Below are 25,856 nucleotides of genomic sequence, written 5' to 3' on the forward strand. Positions count from 1 at the left end.
ATGACCGACCTTGTGAAGACCCCCGTCACCGTGATCACCGGCTTTCTGGGCTCGGGCAAGACGACCCTCGTGCGCCATCTGATGGCCAATCCCCAGGGGCTGCGCCTGGCGGTGATCGTGAACGAATTCGGCACGATGGGCGTGGATGGCGACATCCTCAAGGGTTGCGCCGATGCCGCCTGCCCGGCCGAGAACATCGTCGAGCTGTCGAACGGCTGCATCTGCTGCACCGTGGCCGACGACTTCATCCCCACGCTGGAGGCGCTGATGGTGCTGCCCGCCCGCCCGGACCACATCCTGATCGAGACCTCGGGGCTGGCGCTGCCGAAACCGCTGCTCAAGGCCTTCGACTGGCCCGCCATCCGCTCGCGCATCACCGTGGACGGGGTGATCGCCCTGGCCGATGCCGAGGCCGTGGCGGCTGGCCGCTTTGCCCCCGACGTGGCGGCGGTGGACGCGCAGCGCGCCGCCGACCCCAGCCTGGACCATGAGACGCCCCTGTCCGAGGTTTTCGAGGATCAGATCGCCTGCGCCGATGTCATCCTGCTGACCAAGGCCGATCTGGCCGGGTCGGAGGGCGTCGCAGCGGCACGGTCGGCGATCGAGGCCGAGCTGCCCCGCCCCCTGCCCATCCTGACCGTGACCGAGGGCGCGGTCGATCCGCGCCTGATCCTGGGCCTGGGCAAGGCCGCCGAGGACGACCTGGACGCCCGCCCCAGCCATCACGACGGCGCCGACGACCACGAGCACGAGGATTTCGACACCGTCGTGATCGAGCTGCCCGAGATCACCGACCCGGCCGATCTGGCCGCCCGCATCGCCCGTCTGGCCGCCGAGCAGAACGTGCTGCGCGTCAAGGGTCATGTGGCCGTCGCGGGCAAGCCCATGCGCCTTCTGGTGCAGGCCGTGGGCGCCCGGGTGCGTCACCAGTACGACCGCCCCTGGGGCCAGACCCCGCGCCGCTCGCGCCTGGTGGTGATCGCGGAGCATGATGACGTGAACCCCGACGCGATCCGCGCCGTGCTGGAGGGTGTCCCCGCCTGATGCATGTCATCTTCCGCGAACAGGTCGGGCTGGAGCAGACCGACACCCCCTACGATCCCGGGCAGACCCCCGGCGATCTGGTGGTCCTGTCCTTTTCGGACAGCGACCTGGGGGCCTTTGCGGAAGGCTGGCGGCGCGCGGCGGGGGGGCTGCCGCCCACGCGGCTGTGCAACCTGGTGGCGCTGCGGCACCCGGTCTCGGTCGACACCTATGTCGAGAACACCCTGTCGGGCGCGCGCGGCATCCTGATCCGGTTGATCGGCGGCGAGGCTTACTGGCCCTATGGCCTGGCATCGGTCCAGGACCTGGCGCGCAGGCGCGGCATCGCGCTGGCCGTGCTGCCCGCGGACGGCCGCGACGATCCGCGGCTGGAGGAGATCTCGACCGTTCCCCCCTCGGTCCTGCGCGTGCTGCGGCGGCATTGCGATCAGGGCGGCGCGGTCGCGGCGCAGGCGGCGCTGGCGCAGATGGCCGTCGCATCGGGCCTGCAGGCCGCGCCCGTGCCGGGGGTCAAGACCCTGCCCGCGATGGGGTTCTACGACCCCGACCGGGGGGTGGTCGCCGACCCGGGCCCGGTCGCGGCGCTGGTCATCTTCTATCGCAGCTGGCTGGCGGCGGCGGATGTGGCGCCCATCGACGCGCTGATCCGGGCGTTGCGGACGCGGGGCATCGCGGCGATGGGCGTCTTTGCTCCGTCGCTCAAGGCGCCGGGCCTGGGCGACTGGCTGGCCGATGCCCTGCCGGGCGGGCCTGCGCTGGTCGTGAACGCGACCGGGTTTTCCGGGGGGAACGCGGGTCCGTTCGACGACTGGTCCTGCCCGGTGTTCCAGGTGGCCCTGTCCACCAACCGCCGCCGCGACTGGCTGGCGGCCGAACGCGGGCTGTCGCCGTCGGACCTGGCGATGAATGTCGTCCTGCCCGAGGTCGACGGACGCATCTTCGCGGGCCTCATCAGCTTCAAGGCGGTCAGCCCGCGCGACCCGGACCTGCAGTATTCGCGCTTCGTGCACCGGCCCGATGCCCCGATGCTGGCCCGGGCCGTCGACCGCATCGCCGCCTGGCACGCGCTGGCGCAAGGGGCGGGCCGGGTGGCGATTGTTCTCTCCACCTATCCGGGCCGCGATTGGCAACAGGCCCATGCCGTCGGGCTGGACGCGCCGGCATCCGCGCAGGCGGTGGGGGCGATGCTGGGCACGGACCTGCCCGCGCTGCCGGAGGGCACCGTCGCCTGGCCGCTGGACGACTACCGTGCGGCGCTGGCCCGCCTGCCGCAGGCGCTGCAGGAGGACCTGCACGCAGCCTGGGGGCCACCCGAGTCCGATCCTGATTGCCAGGGCGGCGCCTTCCACCTGCGCGCCAGCCTGCACGGCCCGGTGATCCTGGCATTGCAGCCCGAGCGCAGCCACCGCGCCGGGCGCGAGGACAGCTATCACGACCTGACCCGCGTGCCGCGCCATGCCTATGTCGCCTTCTATCTGTGGCTGGCGCAGCAGGCACCCGACAGACTGATCCACATGGGCGCGCATGGCACGCTGGAATGGCTGCCGGGCAAGGCGGTGGCGCTGTCGGGCGACTGCTGGCCGCAGGCGCTGCTGGGGGCGATGCCGGTGATCTATCCCTTCATCGTCAACGATCCGGGCGAGGCCGCGCAGGCGAAACGCCGCATCGGGGCGGTGACCCTGGGCCACATGCCGCCGCCCATGCGGGAGGCCGCCCTGCCTCCCGGCATGACCGGGCTGGAGCGCAGCTTGGACGAATATTCCACCGCCGACGGGCTGGACCCGGCGCGCCGCGACCGCCTGATCGCCGCGATCCGGGAGGAGGCGCGCGCCCTTGGGGTCGAGGCCGATCTGGGCATCCCCTTTGAGGCCAGCGCCGCCGAGGCGATCACCCGCATCGACCGCTTCGTCTGCGACATCAAGGAAAGCCAGTACGGAGAGGGGCTGCATGTCTGGGGCAGCGGCGCCTGCGGCCAGGCCGAACGCGACGGGCTGATGGCGGCGCTGGCCGGGCGCTTCGTTGCGCCGGGGCCGTCGGGTTCGCCCAACCGGGGGCGGTCGGACGTGATGCCCACGGGGCGCAACCTCTACAGCGTGGACCCACGTGCCGTGCCCACGCCGTCGGCCCATGCGCAGGGGGTGAAGCTGGCCGAGGAGCTGCTGCGCCGTCACCTGCAGGACCATGGCGACTGGCCGCGCGGGCTGGTCGTGGACCTCTGGGGCAGCGCGACCATGCGCACCGCCGGAGAGGAATTCGCCATGGCCCTGCATCTGGCCGGGCTGAAGCCGGTCTGGGATGCCGGGTCCGGCCGCGTCTCGGGCGTCGAGGTCGTGCCGCTGGCCCTGCTGGGCCGCCCGCGCATCGACGTGACGCTGCGCGTGTCGGGCCTGTTCCGTGACGTGTTCCCGGTGCTGGCACAGTTGTTTCAGACCGGGGCCGCGACATTGGCGGCGCGGGACGAGGCGGCGGATCAGAACCCCTATGCCGGGGGCGCACGGGTCTTCGGCCCGCAGCCCGGGCAATACGGGCTGGGCATGGGCACCGCGCCCATGGACTTCACCGATGCCGCGCGTCAGGCCGCGGGCGAGGCCTGGATCGCGGCCTCCAGCTGGGCCATCGGGGCGGATGGCGCCAGCCATGAGGCCCGCGACGCGCTGGAGGCGCGGCTGGCTGCGACCGACAGTTTCGTTCATGCTCAGGACCTGCCGGAAACCGACCTGCTGCTGGCCGCCGACTATGCCGCGCATGAAGGGGGCTTTGCTGCCGCCATGGCGCGGATCGGCGGCCGGGCCAGCCTGTACCATCTGGACGCCACGCAACCCGACCGCCCCCGCGCCCGGACCCTGACCGAGGAGATTGCCCGCACCACCCGCTCGCGTGCCGCCGATCCGGCCTGGGCCGATGCGATGACCGCACATGGATACCGGGGCGCGGCCGAGATCGCGGCGACGCTGGACCACATGGCGGCCTTTGCCCATCTGGCAGGCGCGGTGCCCGCGCATCTGTTCGACCTTTATCATCAGGCGACCTTGGGCCGCCCCGAGGTCGTGGATTTCATGGAACAGGCCAACCCCGCCGCCCTGGCCGCGATGCGCGATCTGTTCCAGCGGCTGCACGACGCCGGCCTGTGGGTCACGCGGCGCAACTCCATCGCGGCGGGGCTGTCATGATCCGCGGCTGGTGCCCCGGCGCGCTGCAGCCGATGGAGTCCGGCGACGGGTGGGTGGTGCGCATCCGCCCCCCCGGCGGGCGTCTGGACGCAGCCCAGGCCCAAGCCATCGCCGATGCCGCCCAGACCCACGGCAACGGCGTGATCGAACTGACCGGCCGCGCCAACCTGCAGCTGCGCGGCGTCACGCCCGCGACCCATGCGCCGCTGATCATGGCGCTGCGCCCGCACGGCCTGATCGACCCCGACATCGCCATCGAGACGCGCCGCAACATCCTGGTCACGCCCTTTGCGGATGCCGTGGCCGATGCGCTGGCCGCCGATCTGGCGGCGGCGCTGGCGGCCAGCGACCTGGCCCTGCCCGCCAAGTTCGGTTTTGCGGTCGATACCGGTCCCGCGCCGGTGCTGACCCGCGACCCCGCCGATATCCGCATCGAGGCAGGCCCGACGCTCCGCGCCGACGGCATGGACCGCGCCGCACCCTATCACGGGCCACAGGACGCGCTGGCGCTGGCCGGCTGGTTCCTGGATCAGGGCGGCGCGCCCGACGGGCGGGGGCGCATGGCCGCATTGACCGCGCGGGTGCAGCCCCCCGGCGCCACCCTGCCCGCCCCCCGGCCCGCCGCGCCGCCGCAGCCGGGTCCGCATCCGCAAGGCCTGCTGGTCGCGCTGGAATTCGGCCAGATCACCCCCGACACGCTGCGCCGCCTTGGGCGCCTGGCACCGCTGCGCCTGACGCCGTGGCGGATGCTGCTGGTCGAGGGGGTCCGCCACCTGCCCGCGCTGGAGGGGCTGATCCTGGACCCCCGCGATCCGCGCAACCGTCTGCGCGCCTGTCCCGGCGCGCCCGCCTGCCCGCAGGGACGGGCCGCGACGCGCCCCCTGGCGCGGGCGCTGGCGCCGCTGATCCCGCCGGATGCGGTGCTGCATGTCAGCGGCTGCGCCAAGGGCTGCGGCTGGCCGCGCGCCGCCGACCTCACGCTGACCGCGACGCCCGAGGGGTTCGACCTGATCCGCCATGGCCGCGCCCATGACCCTGCCGCCCTGCGCGGCCTGCACCCCGATCAACTGCCGAAGGTTCTGTGATGCCCCATGACTACGAAAGGGACGGCGCCGCGATCTATCGCCAGTCCTTCGCCACCATCCGGGCCGAGGCCGATCTGGCGCGTTTCGACGCGGACGAGGAACCCGTCGTCGTCCGCATGATCCATGCAGCGGGCCTGGTGGGGCTGGAACGCGACGTGGCCTTTACCCCCGGCATGGCGACCGCCGCCCGCGCGGCGCTGGCTGGCGGTGCGCCGATCCTCTGCGACGCGCATATGGTCAGCGAGGGCGTGACCCGCACCCGCCTGCCCGCCGACAATGCCGTGATCTGCACCCTGCGCGACCCGCGTGTGCCGGACATGGCGCGCGACATGGGCAACACCCGCAGCGCCGCCGCGCTGGAGCTGTGGCGGCCGCATCTGGCGGGGGCGGTGGTGGCCATCGGCAATGCGCCGACCGCGCTGTTTCACCTGCTGAACATGCTGGAGGACCCCGCCTGCCCCCGCCCCGCCGCGATCATCGGCTGTCCCGTGGGCTTCGTCGGCGCGGCGGAGTCGAAGGACGCGCTGATGGCCGCGCTGCCCGCGCCGTCGGTCGTCGTGCACGGCAGGCTGGGCGGGTCGGCCATCACCGTCGCCGCGATCAACGCGCTGGCCAGCCGGAGGGAATGATGGGACGCATCATCTGCGCAGGTCTGGGGCCGGGCGATCCGGACCTGATCTCGGTCCGGGCCGACAGGGCGGTGCGCGGCGCGCGCCACGTCGCCTATTTCAGGAAGCCCGGCCGCCCGGGTCAGGCGCGGCGCATCGTCCAGGGGATGCTGGCCCCGGATGCGGTCGAATATCCGATGGAATACCCGGTCACGACCGAAATCCCCTTCGATCATCCCGACTACAACGACGCGCTGGCGGGGTTCTATGACCTCTGGGCCGCGCGTCTGGCGCAGCTGGCCCAGACCGACGACGTGGTGGTCCTGTGCGAGGGCGATCCGTTCCTCTATGGCAGCTTCATGCATCTGCAGGTGCGCCTGGCCGGTCTGGTCGAGGTCGAGGTGATCCCCGGCATCCCCGGCATGGTCGGCTGCTGGAACGCGGTGGGCCAGCCGATGACATGGGGCGACGACGTGCTGACCGTGCTGATGGGCACCCTGCCCGAGGCGGACCTGATCCGCCACATGCAGGGCAGCGACGCGCTGGTGGTGATGAAGACCGGCCGCAACCTGCCCAAGCTGCGCCGCGCGCTGGCGGCCTCCGGACGTCTGGCGGATGCCTGGCTGATCGAGCGCGGCACCATGCCCGGCGAGCGCATCCAGCCGCTGCGCGAGGTGGCCGATGACGACTGCCCCTACTTCGCGATCCTGCTGGTCCATGGTCACGGGCGGCGCCCCATGGCGCGGGTGGCGGAATGAGCAGCTGGATCGCCGTCGCGGGGCTGGGACCGGGGTCGGACGCCATGGTGACGCCCGAAGTCGCCGCCGCGCTGGATCAGGCGACCGACGTGATCGGCTATATCCCCTATGTCGCGCGGGTGGCGGCGCGGCCCGGCCTGACCCTGCATGCATCCGACAACCGGGTGGAGCTGGACCGCGCCCGCCATGCCCTGTCGCTGGCGGCGCAGGGCGGGCGGGTGGTGATCGTCTCCTCGGGCGATCCGGGCGTCTTCGCCATGGCCTCCGCGCTGTTCGAGGCGTTGGAGGGGGCGGGCGGCGATCCCGACATCCGCATCCTGCCCGGCATCACCGCGATGCTGGCGGCGGCGGCGCGGGCGGGCGCGCCTTTGGGCCATGATTTCTGCGCGATCAACCTGTCGGACAACCTCAAACCCATGGCGCTGATCGAGCACCGCCTGCGCCACGCGGCGCAAGGCGATTTCGCGATGGCCTTCTACAACCCGCGCTCGGCCAGCCGGCCCGCAGGCTTCGCCCGCGTGCTGGAGGTGCTGCGCGAGGAATGCGAACCCGAACGCCTGATGATCTTTGCCCGCGCCGTCACCACGCCGGACGAGGCGCTGCGCGTGGTCACGCTGGAGGAGGCCACGCCCGACATGGCTGACATGCGCACCGTCGTGCTGGTCGGCAACCGCGCCACACGGCGCGTGGGCCGGTGGGTCTATACCCCGCGGGGGGCGGTCTGATGCAGCCAGTCCAGCGCCTGTTCCGGCGTGGCGACCTGCGGCCGGTCCGGCACGGCCGGTCGGTCGATCAACACGACCCGCACGCCCAGATCACGCGCCGCGTCCAACTTTGCGCTGGCCCCCGCGCCGCCGCTGTTCTTGGCGACCAGATGGGTGATGCCATGCGCCTGCATCAGCGCCCGATCGCCCGCGACCGTGAAGGGGCCGCGCGCCAGCACAACCTGCGCGCCGGGCAAGGGGGGCGCATCGGGCGCATCGACCAACCGCAGCAGCCAGCGATGCGGCAGGGCGGCAAAGGGCGCCAGGGTCTGCTTGCCGATGGCCAGAAAGACGCCGGTAGGCGCGCGGGGCAAGGCCGCGACCGCGCCCGCGATGTCGGGAACGCGCCTCCAGCCGGGATCGACCGGCCAGGCGGGGCGGCGCAGCATCAGCATGGGCACGCCCGCCGCGCGGCAGGCGGCATCCGCGTTGCGGCTGATCTGAACTGCGAAGGGATGGGTCGCATCGACCACCGCGCCGATTTCCTGGTCCCGCAGGTATCGCGCCATCCCCTCGGCCCCGCCGAAGCCGCCGATCCGGGTGGGCAGGGGCTGGACGATGGGCGCCTCGGTCCGTCCGGCATAGGAGAAGACCGCCGCGACACCGGCGCGGGCCAGAAGGGCGGCCAGGCGGCTGGCCTCACTCGTGCCGCCCAGCAGCAGGATGCGTCGCATGTCTGATCCCTGGCTGACGATCATCGGGATCACCGAAGATGGACCGGACGGCCTGCCCGGCACAAGCCTGCGCGCGCTGGCGGCGGCCGAGATCGTCTTTGGCGGCCCGCGCCACCTGGCGCTGGCGGGTGTGGGCGCACGGGGCCGGGCCTGGCCGGTGCCCTTCGATCTGGCGCCGCTTCTGGCGCTGCGCGGGCGGCGGGTGGCGGCGCTGGTCTCGGGCGATCCGTTCTGGTGCGGCGCGGGGGGCGGCATCGCCTCCGTGCTGGAGCGCCACGAATGGCGCGCCCTTCCCGCGCCGGGGGTGCTGTCGCTGGCCGCCGCACGCCTTGGCTGGCGGTTGGAGGACACCGCGACCCTGGGCCTGCATGCCGCGCCCTTCGCGCGGCTGCGCCCGCATCTGGCGCGCGGCTGCCGGATCATCGCGACGCTGCGCGACGGCGACGCGCCCGCCGCGCTGGCCGATTGGCTGGTCGCCGCGGGCGCGGGGGCCGCGCGGCTGACGGTGCTGGAGCGTCTTGGCGGGCCGTCCGAACGGGTGCGCACCACCCGCGCCGATGGGTTCGTGCTGACCTGCGCGGCGCTGGTGGCGGTGGCCATCGACGGGGCGGACCTGCCGCGCGGCTTCGGTCTGCCCGCAGTGCCGGGCAGGGCGGATGCGCTGTTCACCCATGACGGGCAGATCACCAAATCGCCCATCCGCGCGCTGACGCTGGCGGCGCTGGCCCCGCGCGTGGGAGAGGTGCTGTGGGACATTGGCGGCGGTTCGGGCTCGGTCGCGGTGGAATGGGCGCTGGCCGGGGGCCGCGCCGTGACGGTCGAGCCGCGCGCGGACCGCATTGCCACCATCCGCGCCAATGTCGATGCCTTCGGCCTGGGCGGGCGGATCACGGTGCTTGAAGGGTCGGCCCCCGAGGCGCTGCCGCCCGGCACGCCCGATGCGGTCTTTGTCGGCGGCGGGGCGTCGCAGGCGCTGCTGGAGGCGCTGTGGGCCCGCCTGCCCCCCGGCGCGCGGCTGGTCGCCAATGCCGTGACACTGGAGACGGAATCGCTGCTGACCCGTTGGCACGCCGATCACGGCGGTCGCCTACTGCGCATCGACATCGCCGAGGCCGCCCCCCTGGGCCGGATGCGCGGCTGGACCCCCGCCCGCCCGATCGTGCAATGGAGTGTCACATGCGCATCGCCGGAATAGGCTGCCGCCCCGGCACGCCCCTGCCCGCGCTGTTGGCCGCGCTGGAGGCCGCAGGCGGGGCGGACGCGCTGGCCACCGCCCCGGAACGTGCACCCGAACTGCGCCCGCTGGCCCATGCGTGCGGCCTGCCGCTGCATCTGGTCGCGGTGGCGGGCATCGCCACGCCCACGCAATCCGTCCGCATCCTGGCCGCCTTCGACACCGGATCGGTGGCCGAGGCCGCGGCCATCGCCGCGGGCGGCCGCCTGACCCATCCGCGCCGGACCTTCGGTCCCGTCACCATCGCCATCGCAGAGGTTCCATGACCGTCCATTTCATCGGCGCAGGCCCCGGCGCGCCCGACCTGATCACCCTGCGCGGCCGCGACCTGATCGCGGCCTGCCCGGTCTGCCTTTATGCCGGGTCGCTGGTGCCTGCCGCGCTGTTGGCCCACTGCCCGCCCGGGGCGCGGATCGTGAACACCGCGCCCCTGTCGCTTGACCGGATCATGGAGGAGATCGCCGCCGCCCATGCCGCGGGCCAGGACGTGGCGCGGCTGCATTCGGGCGACTTGTCGGTCTGGTCCGCGATGGGCGAACAGATCCGCAGTCTGCGGGCGCTGGACATTCCCTTCGACGTGACGCCGGGCGTGCCGTCATTCGCCGCCGCCGCCGCCGCGCTGCAGGCTGAGCTGACCCTGCCGGGCCTTGCGCAATCCGTGGTGCTGACCCGCACGCCGGGGCGCGCCTCGACCATGCCCGAGGGCGAGACGCTGGCGGCCTTTGCCGCGACCGGGGCGACGCTGGCGATCCACCTGTCGATCCATGCGCTGGATCAGGTCGTGGCCGATCTGACGCCGCATTACGGGCCGGACTGCCCGGTGGCGGTCGTCTGGCGGGCCAGCTGGCCGGACCAGCGGGTGATCCGCGCGACCCTGGCCACGGTGGACGCGCAAGGCATCGAGCGCACCGCGCTGATCCTGGTCGGGCCCGCGCTGGCGGGCGAGGGGTTCGAGGACAGCCGCCTTTACGCCGCCGATTACGACCGCCGCTATCGCCCCGTGGGCGACGCACCGAGGTTTCCGGAATGACGCCGGGCTTGATGATCTCGGCACCCGCATCGGGGACGGGCAAGACGATGCTGATGCTGGGCCTGCTGACCGCTTTGCGCAGGCGCGGGCTCACGGTGCAGCCCTTCAAGTCGGGCCCGGATTACATTGATCCGGGGTTTCACCTGGCGGCCTCGGGGCGGGCCAGCTTCAACCTGGATGCCTGGGCGATGGAGCCGGGGCGGCTGATCGCCCATGCGACCGGCCAGCCGCCCGCCGACCTGGTCTTGGCCGAGGGGTCGATGGGCCTGTTCGACGGGGTCGCGACGAAGGGAGAGACCGGCATCGGCTCCAGCGCCGAGATCGCCCACATGATGGGCTGGCCGGTGGTGCTGATCCTGGATGTCGGCGGGCAGGCACAGTCGGCGGCGGCCACGGCGCGGGGCTTTGCCACGCTGCGCCCCGACCTGCCCTTTGCGGGGGTGGTGCTGAATCGCGTGGCCTCGCCGCGCCATGACCGGCTGATCCGTGAGGGGATGACGCAGGCGGGCATCCGGGTGCTGGGCAGCCTGCCGCGGCAGGGCAACATCACCCTGCCCGAGCGCCATCTGGGCCTGATCCAGGCCGAGGAGACGGCGGGCCTGCAAGCGATCCTGGACCATGCGGGCGATTTCATCGCGGCGCATTGCGACCTGGAGGCGATCATCGCCGCCGCCGCCCATCGCGCCCTGCCCGAGGCGCCCGCGCCGCGCCCGCTGACGCCCCCCGGCGGGCGGATCGCGCTGGCCCGCGACGCGGCCTTCAGCTTCGTCTATCCGCATGTGCTGGAGGCGTGGCGGCGCGCCGGGGCCACGATCCTGCCGTTCTCGCCACTGGCGGATGAGGGGCCGGATGACAGCGCCGACTGCTGCTGGTTGCCGGGCGGATACCCAGAGCTGCACGCGCCCCGGCTGGCCGCCTGCGACGGGTTCCGCACGGCCATGCACCGCTTTGCGGGCACGCGGCCGGTGCATGGGGAATGCGGCGGCTACATGGCGCTTGGGGCCGGTCTGGTGGATGCCGATGGCGTGCGCCACCCGATGCTGGGGCTGCTGGGCCTTGAAACCAGCTATGCCAAGCGCGGCATGCATCTGGGATACCGCCGCGCCGAACCGCTGACGGCCCTGCCCGGCCTGGGCCGGGTGGCGCTGCGGGGGCATGAATTCCACTATGCCTCGATCCTGTCCCAGCCCGATGCGCCCCTGGCCCGCGTGACCGATGCGACCGGCGCCGAGGTCCCCGAAACCGGCAGCCGCAGCGGCCTGGTCAGCGGCACCTTCTTTCACCTCATCGCGCCTGCGTCGGCTTGACGCGGGCGGGCGCTTCCCGTCTAGCTGAAGCCCTGCATGGTGCCCGTCAGACGCTCAGCGTCGGGCTTCATCGGGAACGGGGAAGGGTGGACCCAATCGCGGCACCCGAAGCCCCGGCCGCCCCCGCGACTGTATGCGGAGAGCGAGCGTCACCCATGGCCACTGGAGCGATCCGGGAAGGCCGACGCCGCGCCCTGACCCGCAAGCCAGGAGACCGGCCATGTCAGGCAGATCCATGCCGTCGGGTGGACGGCCACAGGAGAGTGACATGCATATCGAAGAAGGCGTCGTGACCGGCGCCAAGATCATCCTCAGCTATGCGACCGCCGCGACGGTCGGCCTCCATGCGCTGAAACAGGCGGCGGGCGATCTGCGCGCCCAGGGCGCCGCATCGCTGGCCGCGCGCGCGGCGATGGCCACGGCGGCGACGCTGGTGTTCTTCCAGGTCCTGCCGACCTGGCCCGTGGGCGTGTCCGAGGTGCACCTGATCCTCGGCTCGACCCTGTTCCTGATCCTGGGGGCCGCGCCCGCGGCGACCGGGCTGGCGCTTGGCCTGCTGATCCAGGGGCTGGTCTTCGCACCTTTCGATCTGCCGCAATACGGGATGAACGTGACGACGCTTCTGGTGCCGCTGTTTGCGCTGCAGGCGGTGGCGCGGCGGATCATCGCGCCGGGCACGGCCTATGTGGACCTGCGCTATGGCCAGGCGCTGGCGCTGTCGGCGGCCTATCAGGGCGGCATCGTGGCTTGGGTCGCGTTCTGGGCCTTCTACGGCCAGGGGGTCGAGGCCCTGTCGGGGGTGCTGTCCTTCGGCGCGGCCTACATGCTGGTCCTGGCGCTGGAGCCGCTGGTCGATCTGGCGGTGCTGGCGGGCGCCAAGGCAGCGCGCGGCCTGCGCGGCAGCGGGCTGGTGACGCCGCGTCTCTACGCATGATCGAGCTGGTGCTGATCGGGGCGGGCACCGGCCATCCCGACCACCTGACCCTGCAGGGCGTCCGCGCGCTGCAGGAGGCCGACCTGGTCCTGATCCCCCGCAAGGGCGCGGGCAAGGAGGACCTGGCCCATCTGCGCCACGCGATGCTGGCCCGCCACCGCCCCGACGGCGCGGTTGTCGAGGTCGACCTGCCCCGCCGCGACCCGTCCCTGCCCTATCTGGACGGGGTCGAGGCCTGGCACGACGCCATCGCCGCGGCCTGGGCGCAGGCCGTGGACCTGCCGCGGGGCGGCAGGGTCGCGATGCTGGTCTGGGGCGATCCGTCGCTCTATGACAGCAGCCTGCGGATCGCGGCACGGCTGGACTGGCGGCCGCGGGTGATCCCCGGCATCACGGCGATCCAGGCGCTGTGCGCGGCACATGCCATCCCCCTGAACGCCCTTGGCGGAGAGGTCCGCATCACCACCGGCCGCCAGCTGCGCGAAGGCGGCTGGCCCCCGGACTGCGACCGCGCGGTGGTGATGCTGGACGGCGGCTGCGCCTTCGCGACGCTGCCGCCCGAGGGCCTCCACATCTGGTGGGGCGCCTATCTGGGCATGCCCCAGGAGCGCCTGGACCACGGCCCCCTGACCGAGGCCGCCCCCCGCATCGACACCACCCGCACCGCCGCCCGCGCCGCGCATGGTTGGATCATGGACTGCTACCTGCTGGCGCGCATCGCCTGAGCTTCGGGGGCAGCGGCGCTGACAGGCAAGGGCGAGGAGCTGCTGCGTTCCCCCTCGGACCTCGGAGCGGGGGTGCGGATGGAGGGACTCCGCGGTATCAGAAAGAGAGAGCGAGAGGAAGGCTCTGCTAGAAGAGATGATAAATCGGACCGGGATATAATGGTAAAACCCATAGGTTCTTGGGTGGATTAATAACCCCAAAGATTGTGGTTTACGTAGGTGTTTCGGCCGTGGCTACTGAGCCGCTGGTCTATAACGTCGACCAGGAAGATGAAAAATTTTTCCACCACTTCCAAAGAAGATTTATTTAGTCTCAGCTTACCCTTTGGAGTTTTCGTCCAGTCGAAAGACGGAAGCGCAAAGCCATGTGCGAAACTGTGGCGCACTTTCAGTATTTGATCAAGAAAATTTCGAGTATCTAGACCGGATAGACCTCTCTCATGCCAAACCCAATCACCGATCGGATCATATCCCGTGCACTGAATTAAAAGGCGGCGCGTATTATCCGAATTAGGGGTGTTGAAGCGATTCAAGGCGGCTTCGACGAAATCTAACAGCAGCCCAGACCGCGCGGAAAAATCGCTGTCCAAAGTATTAGACGTTTCTTTCAAAAATTCACGCACGACCGCGTTCACGTAGCTGTCCCATGCAGCTACGTAAGCGGCGAGGGACGCATGAAGGAAATCGCTTTTACGCTGGTGGGAGATGGGACGCGTTCGCACGTCATGAGCAGCAGATTGCAAGGTGCGACCAAGCCGCAGTGCGTCGCTGAAAGCAGCGTGCGCGAGACTTGACATCTAAAGCCGTCCAACAAACTCGCTGAGTGCATGCCGGTACCGTTCTAAGGGTTCGCTGTTGAGCTGCAGTCGCTCCCCGTCAAGATTCTTCGGGCCTGGAGTAACCTGATGAATAGGCGTACCAGTGGTCGCCGCAAAAACGCTGGCACTGTGGTAATCCGGGATCTGCACGAAACCAGTGCTCGGCTTCTCTTTCGGCACCGCGTAAAAACTACGATGCTTCCTATGTATTCTATCGACTGTATCCTTCACGCGCTGATCCACGACACGGAATGCGCGGCTAGGCTTTCCGTCATAGAGTGTGACACGGTTTGAAACGAACGTGTGCAACTTCGGTTGATTAACACCTTGGTCAACCGCCTTACTTGAGAAACTAATTTTTGCGTAAGTAGAGACGTGCTTCTCGCCTACTCCGTAGAGTAACGCAATAACATTCTCCACCGCTCGTCGAGAACTATCGTCGGCGGTGAATGGGACGATAATCCCCTCTGACGCCACCAACCCAAGCTGAGTGTAGATTGCAAAGCTAGGGTTGCAATCAATAATAAACATGCTATCTCTGTCGCCGCTCCTTTTGCGCAACGCTTTTGTCAAGTCATCTATCCATGAGATGACCTGTTTCCAAGCATCAAACGGAACTGCAAGTTGAGACGTTTGTCGAATTGCCTCCGACAATATTTCAAGCAAATTGTCTCCGCAAATCAGCAGCAGATTTTCAGGTATCTTCGCGTTGTACTGCTTCGGCTGGCAGACGAAACGATCTATGTCGTCTACCATCCGGAAAGGACTACTGAGCCTCTCCTCAATATAGCCTGCAACAGTTCTTCTCGGGTTTTGTGACGTCAGATCATTTAACGCCTTTGCTTCAATATCGAAGCCGCCCAATAACGTTTCTGAGATATTGCCTTGTGGGCAAAGATCAATAACATAGACGTCAGCATCGGGATTTAGGCGAGCATATTCTGTTGAAGCAATGAACCCGAGGAAACTTTTGCCAACACCACCCTTATTGTTCCAAAATGCGTAACTAGCCAACGACCCCGCCTCCAAACATCAAAGCGCACAATGCATCATACGCTAGTCAAACTTCGGGAAGAACAAGAGCGGGAACGTTGCCCAGTGTCAAGCCTGCAGCGACCTGACCCCGACTTCCCCCTCCTCGCGCGACTTGATCGCCGCCACGGCGGCGATACTCCCCGCGGCCGTGGTGAAATAGGGGATCTTGTCGTAGAGGGCGACGGCGCGGATCTCGCGGCTGTCGGCGATGGCCTGGGCGCCTTCGGTCGTGTTCAGGACCATCGCGATCTCGCCGTTCTTCAGGCGGTCGACGATGTTCGGGCGCCCCTCGTAGACCTTGTTCACGCGGGTCGAGGCCACGCCCTCGGCATCCAGGAAATCCGCCGTGCCGGAGGTCGCGATCAGGGTGAAGCCCATCGCCACCAGGTCGCGCGCGGCCTGGGCCAGGGCGGGCGTCTTGTCGGCATCCTTGACCGACAGGAACACGCGGCCCTCGGTCGGCAGATGCGTGCCCGCGCCCATCTGCGCCTTGAGAAAGGCGCGCGCGAAGTTGCGGTCCCAGCCCATGACCTCTCCGGTCGAGCGCATCTCGGGGCCCAAGAGCGTGTCGACGCCCGGGAAGCGGGCGAAGGGCAGCACCGCCTCCTTGACCGAGAACCAGGGCGTGATCGGATCGGCCAGCGTCATCGGATCGGCGAAGGGAAGGTCGGTCTCGGGGCCGACCCCCGCCGGATAGGGCGCGCGGGCCGGGAAGTTCGACATCGGTTCGCCCGCCATCAGCCGCGCGGCGATCGAGGCGATGGCGCTGTCGGTGGCCTTGGCGACGAAGGGCACGGTGCGGCTGGCGCGCGGATTGACCTCCAGCACGAAGATCTGCCCGTCCTTCAGCGCGAACTGCACGTTCATCAGGCCCTTGACCTTCAGCGCGCGGGCCATGGCCTCGGTCTGGACCTTCAGCTCCGCGATGGTCGCGGCGTCCAGCGTATGCGGCGGCAGCGAACAGGCGCTGTCGCCCGAATGGACGCCCGCCTCCTCGATATGCTCCATGATGCCCGCGACATGCACGGTCTCACCGTCGCAGAGCGCGTCCACATCGACCTCGATCGCGCCCGACAGGTAGCTGTCCAGCAGGACCGGGCTCTTGCCCGACACCGTCACCGCCTCCGAGATGTAGCGGCGCAGATGGTCCATGTCGCGCACGATCTCCATCGCGCGGCCGCCCAGCACATAGGAGGGGCGGATGACCAGCGGGAAGCCGATGCGCTCGGCGATCTCGATCGCCTGCGCGTCGCTGCTGGCGATGCCGTTGATCGGCTGGCGCAGGCCCAGATCGTTCAGCAGCTTCTGGAACCGCTCGCGGTCCTCGGCCAGGTCGATGGCGTCGGGGCTGGTGCCCAGGATCGGGATGCCCTCCTCCTCCAGCGCATTGGCCAGCTTCAGGGGCGTCTGGCCGCCGAACTGGACGATGACGCCGTGCAGCGTGCCGTTCTGCTGTTCGGTGTGCAGGATCTCCAGCACATGCTCGAAGGTCAGCGGTTCGAAATACAGCCGGTCCGAGGTGTCGTAGTCGGTGCTGACCGTCTCGGGGTTGCAGTTGACCATGATGGTCTCATAGCCCGCCTTGGTCAGCGCGAAGCAGGCGTGGCAGCAGCAATAGTCGAACTCGATCCCCTGGCCGATGCGGTTCGGACCGCCGCCCAGGATCACGACCTTCTTCGCCGCCGTGGGGCGCGATTCGCATTCCACGTCGCCCATCGCGGGGGCCTCGTAGGTCGAATACATGTAGGGGGTCTGGGCCTCGAACTCGGCCGCGCAGGTGTCGATGCGCTTGAAGACGGGTCGGATGTCCAAGGCGCGGCGGGCGCGACGGATGTCGCCTTCGTCACGCTTGGTCAGATGCGCCAGGCGCGCGTCGGTGAAGCCCATCATCTTGATGCGGCGCAGCCCGTCGGCATCCTGGGGCAGGCCGTTTTCGCGGATGACATGTTCGGCGTCCACGATCTCTCGGATGCGGGCCAGGAACCACGGGTCGAACTTGGTGACGCGGTGGATCTCGTCATCCGACAGGCCAAAGCGCATGGCCTCGGCGATGACGCGGATACGGTCGGGGGTGGCCTTGGACAGGGCGGCGATCACGGCGGGCTTGCCCTGGTCGGCGGCGCCCTCGATGGCGATCTCGTCCAGGCCGGTCAGGCCGTTCTCCATCGAGGCCAGCGCCTTCTGCAGCGATTCGTGGAAGCTGCGGCCGATGGCCATGACCTCGCCCACCGACTTCATCGCGGTGGTCAGCTCGGGCTTGCTTCCAGGAAACTTCTCGAAGGCGAAGCGCGGGATCTTGGTGACGACATAGTCGATGCTGGGCTCGAAGCTGGCGGGCGTCACGCGGGTGATGTCGTTGTCCAGCTCGTCCAGCGTATAGCCCACGGCCAGCTTCGCTGCGATCTTGGCGATGGGAAAGCCCGTCGCCTTGGAGGCCAGCGCCGAACTGCGCGACACGCGGGGGTTCATCTCGATCACGACCATGCGGCCGTCGGCGGGGTTCACCGCCCATTGCACGTTCGACCCGCCCGTCTCGACGCCGATCTCGCGCAGGACCGCGATGCTGGCGGTGCGCATGATCTGGTATTCGCGGTCGGTCAGGGTCAGGGCGGGGGCCACGGTCATGCTGTCGCCGGTATGCACGCCCATCGGATCGATGTTCTCGATCGCGCAGACGATGATGGCGTTGTCGTTGCGATCCCGCACGACCTCCATCTCGTATTCCTTCCAGCCCAGAAGGGATTCGTCGACCAGAACCTGTGCCACGGGCGAGGCGTCCAGCCCCGAGCGCACGATGCGTTCGTAATCGTCGCGGTTGTAGGCCACGCCGCCGCCGGTGCCGCCCAGGGTGAAGGCGGGGCGGATGATCGCGGGCAGGCCGATCTCCTCCAGTGCGTCCATCGCCTGCTGCACGCCGGCATTGACGTCGTACTTGCCGCTGGCCAGCTTGGGGGCGGCGACGATGGTCGCCTTGGGGTTTTCCAGGCCGATCCGGTCCATCGCCTCGCGGAACAGCTTGCGGTCCTCGGCCATCTCGATGGCGCTGCGCTGCGCGCCGATCAGCTCGACCCCGTAGCGATTCAGCGCGCCGCTGTCGGCCAGGGCCAGCGCGGTGTTCAGGCCGGTCTGCCCGCCCATGGTGGGCAGCAGGGCGTCGGGGCGTTCCTTGGCGATGATCTTCTCGACGACCTCGGGGGTGATCGGCTCGATATAGGTGGCGTCGGCCATCTCCGGGTCGGTCATGATCGTGGCGGGGTTCGAGTTGACCAGGATGACCCGATAGCCTTCCTCGCGCAGCGCCTTGCAGGCCTGGGCGCCGGAATAGTCGAACTCGCAGGCCTGCCCGATGACGATGGGCCCTGCCCCGATGATCAGGATCGACTTGATATCGGTACGTTTCGGCATGGTTCTGGCCCCCGGGCTGGTCGTGCAACGATCTCGGCAAATCGTCCGGGGTTATAGCCAGCCACGTCTTGGGCGCAAGGTGCGGCGGACGGGCCGACCGTCGAATTCCGGGGTGATGCGCGGGTCGGCCTGCCGCTGCGTCACCCGCGCTGCAGCAGCGTCAGCGCCGCGGTGTACCGATTGGCCACCGGGGCGGTCGTCAGCTGAGAGCGGACCATGAAGGTCTGGGTCAGCTTCTCCAGATTCTCGGGCTTGGCGATCTCGTCGAACTTCGACGTTCCCAGCAGCCGCTCGGAGGCCTTGGTATACTCTTCGAACTGCCGGTCGATATCCAGCCGACCATAGTTGTCGCCAAAGCCGAACGCTCCTTGGAAGACCTTGCGCAGCGGGGCGTTGCCGATGACCTCGAACCATAGCGTCCGGTCCGACGAGGTCCGCTCGGCCAGCTGGGCCACCTCACGGCGCGCGTTCAGCGCAAGGCGCAGATTGTCGTCACTTTCGCCGATCCGGCGCTCGAACTCTCGCTGCACGAAGGCGGTGCTGATCGTGTCGGCCAGACCCTCGGCCGGCTTGGACGAGCCGTATCCCATCGCCTCGTTCATGCGCAGATAGCGCTTGTCGGCCAGACGATTGACCAGCGACGACTTATCCGCGGGATCGGATTCCAGAACCTTCTGGATGAAGGCCTTGTTGGGCAGATCGGCCTCCAGTCCGAAGGCCGACAGCGTGGTGCTGAACAGACGGAAGTCCTTGACCAGCTCCTCGGCCTTGGTGGTGCGCGCGATGGTGTCGCGGAAATAGGCAGTGTTGCGCTGGACCACCGGGTCGCGGGCGACGGCCTCGATCTGACGGGCCTCGGTCCGCTGGACGATCTTCCAGCCCAGCAGGCCCGTGGCACCGACAGAGATGGTCATGGCGCCCTCATGTCCTTGCGGCGGCGAACAGCCGCGCCTCACGGGGCAGCAGGTCGCGCAGCTTGCGCAGCGCCTGATAGGCGTTGGCCTCGACCGCCGCGGCGCTGGCATCGGCCAGCAGGATGCGGCTGTCCCGGTCGTCGAAGACCTGGCTCAGCTGCTCGATCGCGACCAGCAGCTGGCGGCGGCCGTCCTCGGGGTCCGCATCGCCCGACAGGATCATCTGGGCGATGTACATGGCCCGCGAGACGGGCGTGCGCGCGCTGTCGGGATGGATCGCGTCGCGCAGGCGCAGCACGTTCACGTTCGGCGTCTTGATCGCGATCTTGGTGCGCCGGTCGCCGTTCTCGATCACGGCGCCGTTGATCAGCACCCGCTCGTTCGGGGCAAGCTTCAGGACCAGGCCGCTCATGCCGCGCCCTCGCCCCGCAGGCCGCGCATGACGGTCATGTTGATGTCGATCAGCGGATCGGTCAGGGCGTCGCCTTGGGTCACCGCGCGACCATGGCGGATCGCGAAACCGGCCAGAGAGATCAGCCCGGCCTTGACCTCGTCGGGCAGGCCATTGCCGGGATCGGCCAGATCGGCCGCCAGCAGCGTCCAGAGTTCCGAGTTCTTGTAGACCGCCTGGATGGTGTCGGTGTTGTCCGCCTTGCGCGGCGCCTGGCGCAGCATGCGCGTGACCCGCGAGAAGATGTCGTATTCGGCATCGCGCGGCGAGCGGATGGCGGATGTCCTGTAGCCATGGTCGGTGAGTGGCGTTACCGCGTTCAAGATCGTGCTTCCCGTTCTGGAGTGAGATCAAGGCCTGGAATTCTGTCTGGGGTGGCGGGCGCCCGAAGGCGCCCGCCGGTCTTCATCAGCGGAAGAGCGACATCACGGCGCCCGGCGCCTGGTTGGCGATCGACAGCGCCTGGATGCCCAGCTGCTGCTGGGTCTGCAGCGCCTGGAGGCGGGCCGAGGCCTCTTCCATGTCGGCGTCCACCAGCGAGCCGACACCGGCTTTCAGCGAGTCGGCCAGCGCGCCCACAAAGTTCGACTGGTCCGAGATCCGCTTGCCCGAGGAGCCCAGATCGGCGGCACCCTGGACCGCGATGTCCAGCAGGGCCTCGATCTCGCCGATCGCGGTCTTGGCCGTGGCCTGATCGGTGATCGCCGTGGGGACGGCGCCACTGATGTTGGCCTCGAAATCCACGCCCGCGACGACGATGTCGCTGGATGCGGTCGCGACGGTGCCGTTCGTGCGGTCCAGCGACCCCAGGACGGTGAAGTCGGTCGCGCCCGCGCCGTTCACGTCGGTCTTCAGCAGGTTGATGCCGTTCATCTGCGACGCGCCGATGACCGCGTTGATCTGGGCCATCTTGCCGTCGATGTCCGTCTGGATCTTGCCGAAGTCGGCAGCGTCGTTGCCGGCGCCGATGGCCAGGTTCTTCATTTCGGTCAGAAGCTTGACGACTTCCTCGGCACCCTTGCGGGCGGTGCCGACGACCGAGTCGGCCACGTTCAGGTTCGACTGGATCGTCTTGAAGCCCGACTGGTCGGTCTCCATGACCTTCGAGATCGCCCAGACGGCGGCGTTGTCCTTGGCGTTGGCGACCGACTTGCCGGTCGCGATGTCGGCCTGGGTTTTACCCAGCTGCGAGTTGATGCTCTTCAGGGTCTGCAGAGCGACCATGGCGCTGTTGTTGGTCAGAATGCTGGTCATATTGTCCTCCATCAGGTGCTTCGCACCGGGATTGCATCTTGTGGCCTTCTGACCTGTCGGGCGGTTGCCCTTGCCTTTTCCCTGGCATGTCTCCGGTTTAGCGGCCGGTTATTGACAAGTAGTGAATTGGAACCCTCGTCTCAAACAAACCTTCCGGCGCATTTTATCAAAACCTTTGCGGTGCGTTCGCGCGGGTCTCGCTGACCGTGCGGCGGCCCAGGGAATCGTAGGTCTGCAGGCTGCGCGCGGCCATCACGATGGCGCGCACCTGTTCGGCGGCCTGCTGGGCCCCCTTCAGCGAGGCCTGGGCCAGCATGCGGATCTCCGCCATGGCGGGCTCCAGCGCGTCGCGCGTGGCCGCGTCGATGCCCTTGCGGGCGGCAATTCGCGTCATCTCGTCCAGCGCGGACAGGGCGGCCTGCGGGTTCCCGGCCAGAAGTGCTGCGCGGATCTGGGCGACCTCGCGGGTCAGGGCGCGGCTCATGCTCGGCCCTCCAGCAGGCCTGCGAAGCCCAGGTCCAGGCGGCGGGCCATCTGGCCCGCATGCTCGCGCGTGAGGAAGCTGGAGAACTGCTCCTCCCCGGCGCCGCCGGAGAAGCCGCCTTCGGAGGCGGAGGGGCCGCAGTATTTCAGCATCTCCTCCAGAAAGGCCTGTTCCAGCTTGTCGGCGGCCGAGAGAGGCGCACCGCCCGTCAGGGTCTTGGGTTGTATCGGTTCGATCTGCATCATGTCCCCGCATTGGATCGGATGGGGCCGATATTCACGCCAGAGCGGTAAATAATTGGTAAGGAATCACGGGTATCAGGGAAAAAACCGCGAAAGGTTCGCTCCATGGCCGACATCCAGATGATTCCGACCGCAGCGCCCCGGATGGACGGCGTCCCAGCCACGCCGGCGACGATGCCGTTGCCGATGGGCGATTCCGGGTTCGCCGCCTGGCCGGGGGCGGAGCTGGTGATGCCGGACTGGACGGCAGGGACGCCCGCCACGCCGCACACGGCCCCTCCGGGCGACGCGCTGGCGCGCTGGCTGGCGGGGCAGGCAGGGCTCAGTCCGGATTTCGCCGCCGTTCCGGGCAGCGATCCCGCGATGGAGGCACTGGCGGCGGGCCTGCCCCAATTGCCGCAGATGACGGTCGAGGGCGAGGGCGGGACCCCGCCGGCGATCGACGCCCCCGCAGGCGACGCGGATGTCCCCCTCCCCGAGATGACCGCCGTCACGACCGCCACGCCCGATCTGCCGGTGTCTCCCGTCGCGATGCCCGTCGCATCCGCACCCCATTCTGCGGCCGCGACCGAGGCGCCGCCACAGCCTGCGCGACCCGTGGGCGGCATACCCGAGCCCCGGCCGACGCGACCGGCGATCGCCTCCACCGCGACTGAGCCGGAAGCGTCGGCGCCGCTGCAGGCGGGCACGGCGGCCGCCCTCACCGCCACGCCGTCGGCAAAGCGGATCGAGTCCAGCAACGCCCCCCTGCATCCTGAAATGCCGGCCTCGGTGGCCGCGCCGCTGCAGGGCGGCACGGCTGCCGCCCTCACCGCGACGCCGTCGGCAAAGCGGATCGAGCCCGGCAAGGCCCCCCTGCATCCCGGAATGCCGCCCCCGGACGCGGTGACGCCGAAGGCCACCGCCACCGTGTCCGACCGGGTGACGCAAGGACCGGCACCTGCCGCCATCTCGGCCGCGGCACCCGGCGGCGATTCGCCGGCCGTCGCGCGGAGCGCCGATCTGCCCGCCGGGCTTGCGGACAGCATGGCCGCCCTGGTGCACGGGCTGGAGGGCGGGCACGATCCGTCGCTGCACGGTCCGGCACGCGCCTCGGCGACCGGACCCGCCGGCGCCACCGTCCAGCACGATCCGCGCCCGGTGATGCAGCAGGTGGCCGAGGCGGTCGTGACGGCGCGGGGCGACCGCACCGAGATCGCCCTGTCTCCCGAGGAGCTGGGGCGCCTGCGGCTGGTCATGACCGGGGCGGATCGCGGCCAGATCACCATCTGGGCCGAACGCCCCGAGACGCTGGACCTGATCCGGCGCAACGCCGACCTGCTGACGCAGCAGCTAGCCGAGGCGGGAATCACCGCGGGCACGCTGGACTTCCGTCAGGACGAGCGGATGGCGCGACCGGACCAGACTTGGCGCCGAGCCGACGGAGAGGCGGGCGACAGCCTGTCGGACGGCCCCGCCCTGCCCGCGGCCGCGGCGGTCCGCCTGTCCCAGGCACCGCTCAGCGACCGCCGCATCGACATCAGACTGTAGGAGACCACCATGGTTGACGCGATCACTGCGACCTCGACCCCTGTCACGACCCCCTCGACCACTGCGGGTGGCAGCTTTGCCGGAGCCAGCGCGGGGGCGGATTTCCAGACCTTCCTGACGATGCTGACCGCGCAGCTGACGAATCAGGACCCGCTGAACCCGATGGAAAGCACCGATTTCGCCATCCAGCTGGCGACCTTCGCGGGCGTAGAGCAGGCGGCGCTGAGCAACCGGTTCCTGGAGCAGATGGCCGGACAGAGCGGTGGCGCGGGCATCGCGGGCTGGATCGGCAAGGAGGCGCGCACCACGGCCCCGGTCTGGTTCGGCGACGATCCGATCACGCTGGACGTGGCGCCCCACAGCCTGGCCGACAGCGTCCAGCTGGTGACCCGCGACGCGCAGGGCCGCGAGGTGACGCGCGAGGAGATCGGGCCGGGCGTGGGTCAGCTGGACTGGCTGGGCCGCAATGCCGAAGGGGCCAAGCTGGCCGACGGGCTCTACAGCTTCACGCTGGAGAGCCGGCGCGGGGGCGAGCTGATCCAGGAGTCGCGCGTCGGGGCCTATGCCCGGATCGTGGAGGCCCAGTTCGACGCGGATGGCGGGCGCGTGGTCTTCGAGGGCGGCGGCTCGGCTCTGGCGTCGGAGGTCACCGCACTGCGCGATCCGGCCTGACGCCGCCCATCGCGGGCTTGACGTGGCGCGCGCCAGCGGGCAGGCCGCAGCCATCTTCCCCGCGCCGACGCTCAAGGAGACAGCCATGGATTTCGACCGCCGGATCAAGATCGCCCCGTCGATCCTCTCTGCCGATTTCGCCAATTTCGGGGCCGAGATCCGCGCGATCGAAGATCAGGGCGCGGATTGGGTGCATGTGGACGTGATGGACGGGCATTTCGTGCCGAACCTGACCTTCGGCCCGCCGGCGGTGAAGGCGTTCCGCCCGCATGTGAAGACCGTCATGGACGTGCATCTGATGATCGCCCCGGTCGATGCCTATATCGAGGCCTATGCCGAGGCGGGCGCCGACATGATCACGGCCCATGTCGAGGCCGGACCCCATCCGCACCGCACGCTGCAGGCGATCCGCGCGACGGGAAAGAAGGCCGGCATCGCGCTGAACCCCGGCACCCCGGCCGAGGCGGTCGAATACCTGCTGGACCTCTGCGACATGGTGCTGGTCATGACGGTGAACCCAGGCTTCGGGGGACAGCGGTTCATCCACGGCCAGCTTGGCAAGATCGCCCGCATCCGCGAGATGATCGGCGACCGGCCGATCCACATCCAGGTCGATGGCGGGGTGGACCCGTCGACGGCGCCACTTGTGGCGAAGGCCGGGGCCGATGTGCTGGTCGCGGGATCGGCGGTCTTCAAGGGCGGCTCGGTGGAGCGTGCGGAGGTCTACGGCGCCAACATGCGCGCGATCCGCGAGGCCATCGCGGGCTGAGCGGGAGGCGGCGGCGGGGCCATCGAGGCCCCTTCCCCGCCGCGGGGCTGCGCCCCGCCCCGAGCCGCGACGTCATCGCGTTTGACAATGCCGCCCCGCCCGCGTCTCCTGCGCCGCGCAAGCATCAGGAGGACGCGATGGATCTGGGCATCAGGGGCAAGCGGGGGCTGGTCTGCGCGGCCTCCAAGGGGTTGGGGCGCGGCTGCGCCGAGGCGCTGGCCGAGGCGGGCGTGAACCTGGTCATCAACGCCCGCACCGAGGCCGAGATCACCCGCACCGCCCATGAGATCGCCGAACGCCATGGCGTCGAGGTCACCCCCGTCGCCGCCGACATCACCACCGAGGAGGGCCGCGCCCGCGTCTTGGAGGCCGTGGGCCATGCCGACATCCTGGTGACCAATGCGGGAGGCCCGCCGCCGGGCAACTGGCAGGACTGGTCGCGCGACGACTTCATCCGGGCGCTGGACGCCAACATGCTGTCGGCCATCGCGCTGATGCAGGCGCTGGTGCCGGGGATGATGGATCGGGGCTGGGGCCGGGTGGTGAACATCACCTCGGGCTCGGTCCGTGCTCCGATCTCGGTGCTGGGGCTGTCCAACACGGCGCGGACCGGGCTGACCGGGTTCGTGGCGGGCATGTCGCGGCAGGTGGCGGGCAAGGGCGTCTGCGTGAACAACCTGCTGCCCGGCATCCACGCCACCGACCGGGCCGACAGCCTGGACGGGGGTGTGGCCAAGGCGCAGGGCATCACCGTCGATCAGGCCCGCGCGCAGCGTCAGGCGGGCATCCCGACCGGCACCTATGGCACGGCCGAGGATTTCGGCGCCGCCTGCGCCTTCCTGTGCAGCCGGCATGCGCAGTTCATCGTCGGGCAGAACCTGCTGCTGGACGGGGGCGCGCTGAACGTGACCGTGTAAGGCCGCGCGGTTGCAGGAGGGGGGCGTGCCTG

At 69.5% G+C, this 25,856-nt stretch carries 26 protein-coding genes and 1 riboswitch; of the genes, 16 read left to right on the top strand and 10 right to left on the bottom strand.

Annotated features, from left to right (window positions below):
• Genes cobW through cobJ form a run of 6 tightly spaced genes read left to right on the top strand, consistent with a single transcriptional unit; the run spans position 1 to position 7,390 of the window.
• Complete coding sequence (gene cobW, locus AACG61_RS15040) at positions 1 to 1,044, top strand: cobalamin biosynthesis protein CobW (RefSeq protein WP_411837910.1); 1,044 nt, start codon at positions 1 to 3, stop codon at positions 1,042 to 1,044.
• Positions 1,044 to 4,214, top strand: coding sequence for a cobaltochelatase subunit CobN (gene cobN, locus AACG61_RS15045; RefSeq protein WP_411837911.1), 3,171 nt, complete (start codon positions 1,044 to 1,046; stop codon positions 4,212 to 4,214). Before cobW ends, cobN begins: the two co-directional genes overlap by 1 nt.
• Positions 4,211 to 5,299, top strand: a complete 1,089-nt coding sequence (gene cobG, locus AACG61_RS15050) for a precorrin-3B synthase (protein ID WP_411837912.1) — start codon at positions 4,211 to 4,213, stop codon at positions 5,297 to 5,299. The genes cobN and cobG overlap by 4 nt, the downstream gene beginning before the upstream one ends.
• Positions 5,299 to 5,928 (top strand): precorrin-8X methylmutase, encoded by a 630-nt coding sequence (locus AACG61_RS15055; protein ID WP_411837913.1) that lies wholly within the window; start codon positions 5,299 to 5,301, stop codon positions 5,926 to 5,928. Before cobG ends, AACG61_RS15055 begins: the two co-directional genes overlap by 1 nt.
• A complete protein-coding gene (gene cobI / locus AACG61_RS15060; protein WP_411839540.1) occupies positions 5,928 to 6,665 on the top strand; it encodes a precorrin-2 C(20)-methyltransferase in 738 nt (245 codons plus the stop codon). Before AACG61_RS15055 ends, cobI begins: the two co-directional genes overlap by 1 nt.
• Positions 6,662 to 7,390, top strand: a complete 729-nt coding sequence (cobJ, locus tag AACG61_RS15065) for a precorrin-3B C(17)-methyltransferase (RefSeq protein WP_411837914.1) — start codon at positions 6,662 to 6,664, stop codon at positions 7,388 to 7,390. The genes cobI and cobJ overlap by 4 nt, the downstream gene beginning before the upstream one ends.
• On the opposite strand, the gene AACG61_RS15070 is transcribed toward cobJ, so the two are convergent.
• Positions 7,366 to 8,103, bottom strand: a complete 738-nt coding sequence (locus AACG61_RS15070) for a cobalt-precorrin-6A reductase (RefSeq protein WP_411837915.1) — start codon at positions 8,101 to 8,103, stop codon at positions 7,366 to 7,368. The genes cobJ and AACG61_RS15070 overlap by 25 nt on opposite strands.
• Between AACG61_RS15070 and cbiE the strand changes: the two genes are divergently transcribed.
• The 6 genes from cbiE (at position 8,102) to cobF (ending at position 13,333) form a co-directional block, all read left to right on the top strand.
• Complete coding sequence (cbiE, locus tag AACG61_RS15075) at positions 8,102 to 9,298, top strand: precorrin-6y C5,15-methyltransferase (decarboxylating) subunit CbiE (protein ID WP_411837916.1); 1,197 nt, start codon at positions 8,102 to 8,104, stop codon at positions 9,296 to 9,298. The genes AACG61_RS15070 and cbiE overlap by 2 nt on opposite strands.
• A complete protein-coding gene (locus AACG61_RS15080; protein ID WP_411837917.1) occupies positions 9,280 to 9,603 on the top strand; it encodes a cobalamin biosynthesis protein in 324 nt (107 codons plus the stop codon). The genes cbiE and AACG61_RS15080 overlap by 19 nt, the downstream gene beginning before the upstream one ends.
• Positions 9,600 to 10,367, top strand: a complete 768-nt coding sequence (gene cobM / locus AACG61_RS15085; protein WP_411837918.1) for a precorrin-4 C(11)-methyltransferase — start codon at positions 9,600 to 9,602, stop codon at positions 10,365 to 10,367. The genes AACG61_RS15080 and cobM overlap by 4 nt, the downstream gene beginning before the upstream one ends.
• Positions 10,364 to 11,674: a cobyrinate a,c-diamide synthase gene (locus tag AACG61_RS15090; protein WP_411837919.1), complete on the top strand. Its 1,311-nt coding sequence runs from the start codon at positions 10,364 to 10,366 to the stop codon at positions 11,672 to 11,674. The genes cobM and AACG61_RS15090 overlap by 4 nt, the downstream gene beginning before the upstream one ends.
• Before the next feature lie 20 nt (positions 11,675 to 11,694).
• Positions 11,695 to 11,912, top strand: a riboswitch (cobalamin riboswitch).
• A 30-nt stretch (positions 11,913 to 11,942) separates the two neighbouring features.
• Positions 11,943 to 12,608 carry an energy-coupling factor ABC transporter permease gene (locus AACG61_RS15095; protein WP_411837920.1) on the top strand — a complete coding sequence of 222 codons (666 nt, stop codon included), beginning with the start codon at positions 11,943 to 11,945 and terminating at the stop codon, positions 12,606 to 12,608.
• Positions 12,605 to 13,333 carry a precorrin-6A synthase (deacetylating) gene (gene cobF, locus AACG61_RS15100; protein ID WP_411837921.1) on the top strand — a complete coding sequence of 243 codons (729 nt, stop codon included), beginning with the start codon at positions 12,605 to 12,607 and terminating at the stop codon, positions 13,331 to 13,333. The genes AACG61_RS15095 and cobF overlap by 4 nt, the downstream gene beginning before the upstream one ends.
• Before the next feature lie 188 nt (positions 13,334 to 13,521).
• On the opposite strand, the gene AACG61_RS15105 is transcribed toward cobF, so the two are convergent.
• From AACG61_RS15105 to AACG61_RS15145, 9 genes are all read right to left on the bottom strand, one after another.
• Positions 13,522 to 14,130: a HEPN domain-containing protein gene (locus tag AACG61_RS15105; protein WP_411837922.1), complete on the bottom strand. Its 609-nt coding sequence runs from the start codon at positions 14,128 to 14,130 to the stop codon at positions 13,522 to 13,524.
• Positions 14,131 to 15,165, bottom strand: coding sequence for a ParA family protein (locus tag AACG61_RS15110; protein ID WP_411837923.1), 1,035 nt, complete (start codon positions 15,163 to 15,165; stop codon positions 14,131 to 14,133). It abuts the gene before it with no gap.
• An 87-nt stretch (positions 15,166 to 15,252) separates the two neighbouring features.
• Positions 15,253 to 18,591 (bottom strand): carbamoyl-phosphate synthase large subunit, encoded by a 3,339-nt coding sequence (carB, locus tag AACG61_RS15115; protein WP_411837924.1) that lies wholly within the window; start codon positions 18,589 to 18,591, stop codon positions 15,253 to 15,255.
• Positions 18,592 to 18,731: 140 nt separating this feature from the next.
• A complete protein-coding gene (locus tag AACG61_RS15120; RefSeq protein ID WP_411837925.1) occupies positions 18,732 to 19,505 on the bottom strand; it encodes a DUF1217 domain-containing protein in 774 nt (257 codons plus the stop codon).
• A 7-nt stretch (positions 19,506 to 19,512) separates the two neighbouring features.
• Positions 19,513 to 19,917 (bottom strand): flagellar biosynthesis repressor FlbT, encoded by a 405-nt coding sequence (gene flbT, locus AACG61_RS15125; RefSeq protein ID WP_411837926.1) that lies wholly within the window; start codon positions 19,915 to 19,917, stop codon positions 19,513 to 19,515.
• On the bottom strand, positions 19,914 to 20,279 hold the full coding sequence (flaF, locus tag AACG61_RS15130; RefSeq protein ID WP_411837927.1) for a flagellar biosynthesis regulator FlaF: 366 nt from the start codon (positions 20,277 to 20,279) through the stop codon (positions 19,914 to 19,916). Before flaF ends, flbT begins: the two co-directional genes overlap by 4 nt.
• An 85-nt stretch (positions 20,280 to 20,364) precedes the next feature.
• The gene (locus tag AACG61_RS15135; protein ID WP_411837928.1) at positions 20,365 to 21,210 is read right to left on the bottom strand and encodes a flagellin; all 846 of its coding nucleotides are present in this window, start codon (positions 21,208 to 21,210) and stop codon (positions 20,365 to 20,367) included.
• A gap of 166 nt (positions 21,211 to 21,376) precedes the next feature.
• Positions 21,377 to 21,694 (bottom strand): hypothetical protein, encoded by a 318-nt coding sequence (locus AACG61_RS15140; protein WP_411837929.1) that lies wholly within the window; start codon positions 21,692 to 21,694, stop codon positions 21,377 to 21,379.
• Positions 21,691 to 21,939 (bottom strand): hypothetical protein, encoded by a 249-nt coding sequence (locus AACG61_RS15145; protein ID WP_411837930.1) that lies wholly within the window; start codon positions 21,937 to 21,939, stop codon positions 21,691 to 21,693. Before AACG61_RS15145 ends, AACG61_RS15140 begins: the two co-directional genes overlap by 4 nt.
• Positions 21,940 to 22,041: 102 nt before the next feature.
• Between AACG61_RS15145 and AACG61_RS15150 the strand changes: the two genes are divergently transcribed.
• The 4 genes from AACG61_RS15150 to AACG61_RS15165 all read left to right on the top strand — a co-directional run bounded on the left by AACG61_RS15150 (position 22,042) and on the right by AACG61_RS15165 (position 25,824).
• Positions 22,042 to 23,466 carry a flagellar hook-length control protein FliK gene (locus AACG61_RS15150; RefSeq protein ID WP_411837931.1) on the top strand — a complete coding sequence of 475 codons (1,425 nt, stop codon included), beginning with the start codon at positions 22,042 to 22,044 and terminating at the stop codon, positions 23,464 to 23,466.
• 9 nt (positions 23,467 to 23,475) lie between these two features.
• Positions 23,476 to 24,138 (top strand): flagellar hook capping FlgD N-terminal domain-containing protein, encoded by a 663-nt coding sequence (locus tag AACG61_RS15155; RefSeq protein ID WP_411837932.1) that lies wholly within the window; start codon positions 23,476 to 23,478, stop codon positions 24,136 to 24,138.
• An 85-nt stretch (positions 24,139 to 24,223) separates the two neighbouring features.
• A complete protein-coding gene (rpe, locus tag AACG61_RS15160) occupies positions 24,224 to 24,907 on the top strand; it encodes a ribulose-phosphate 3-epimerase (RefSeq protein WP_411837933.1) in 684 nt (227 codons plus the stop codon).
• A gap of 137 nt (positions 24,908 to 25,044) precedes the next feature.
• Positions 25,045 to 25,824 (top strand): SDR family oxidoreductase, encoded by a 780-nt coding sequence (locus tag AACG61_RS15165; protein ID WP_411837934.1) that lies wholly within the window; start codon positions 25,045 to 25,047, stop codon positions 25,822 to 25,824.
• The last annotated feature ends 32 nt before the right edge of the window (positions 25,825 to 25,856 follow it).

The organism is Paracoccus sp. ME4 (assembly GCF_046736325.1).
GTDB lineage: Bacteria > Pseudomonadota > Alphaproteobacteria > Rhodobacterales > Rhodobacteraceae > Paracoccus.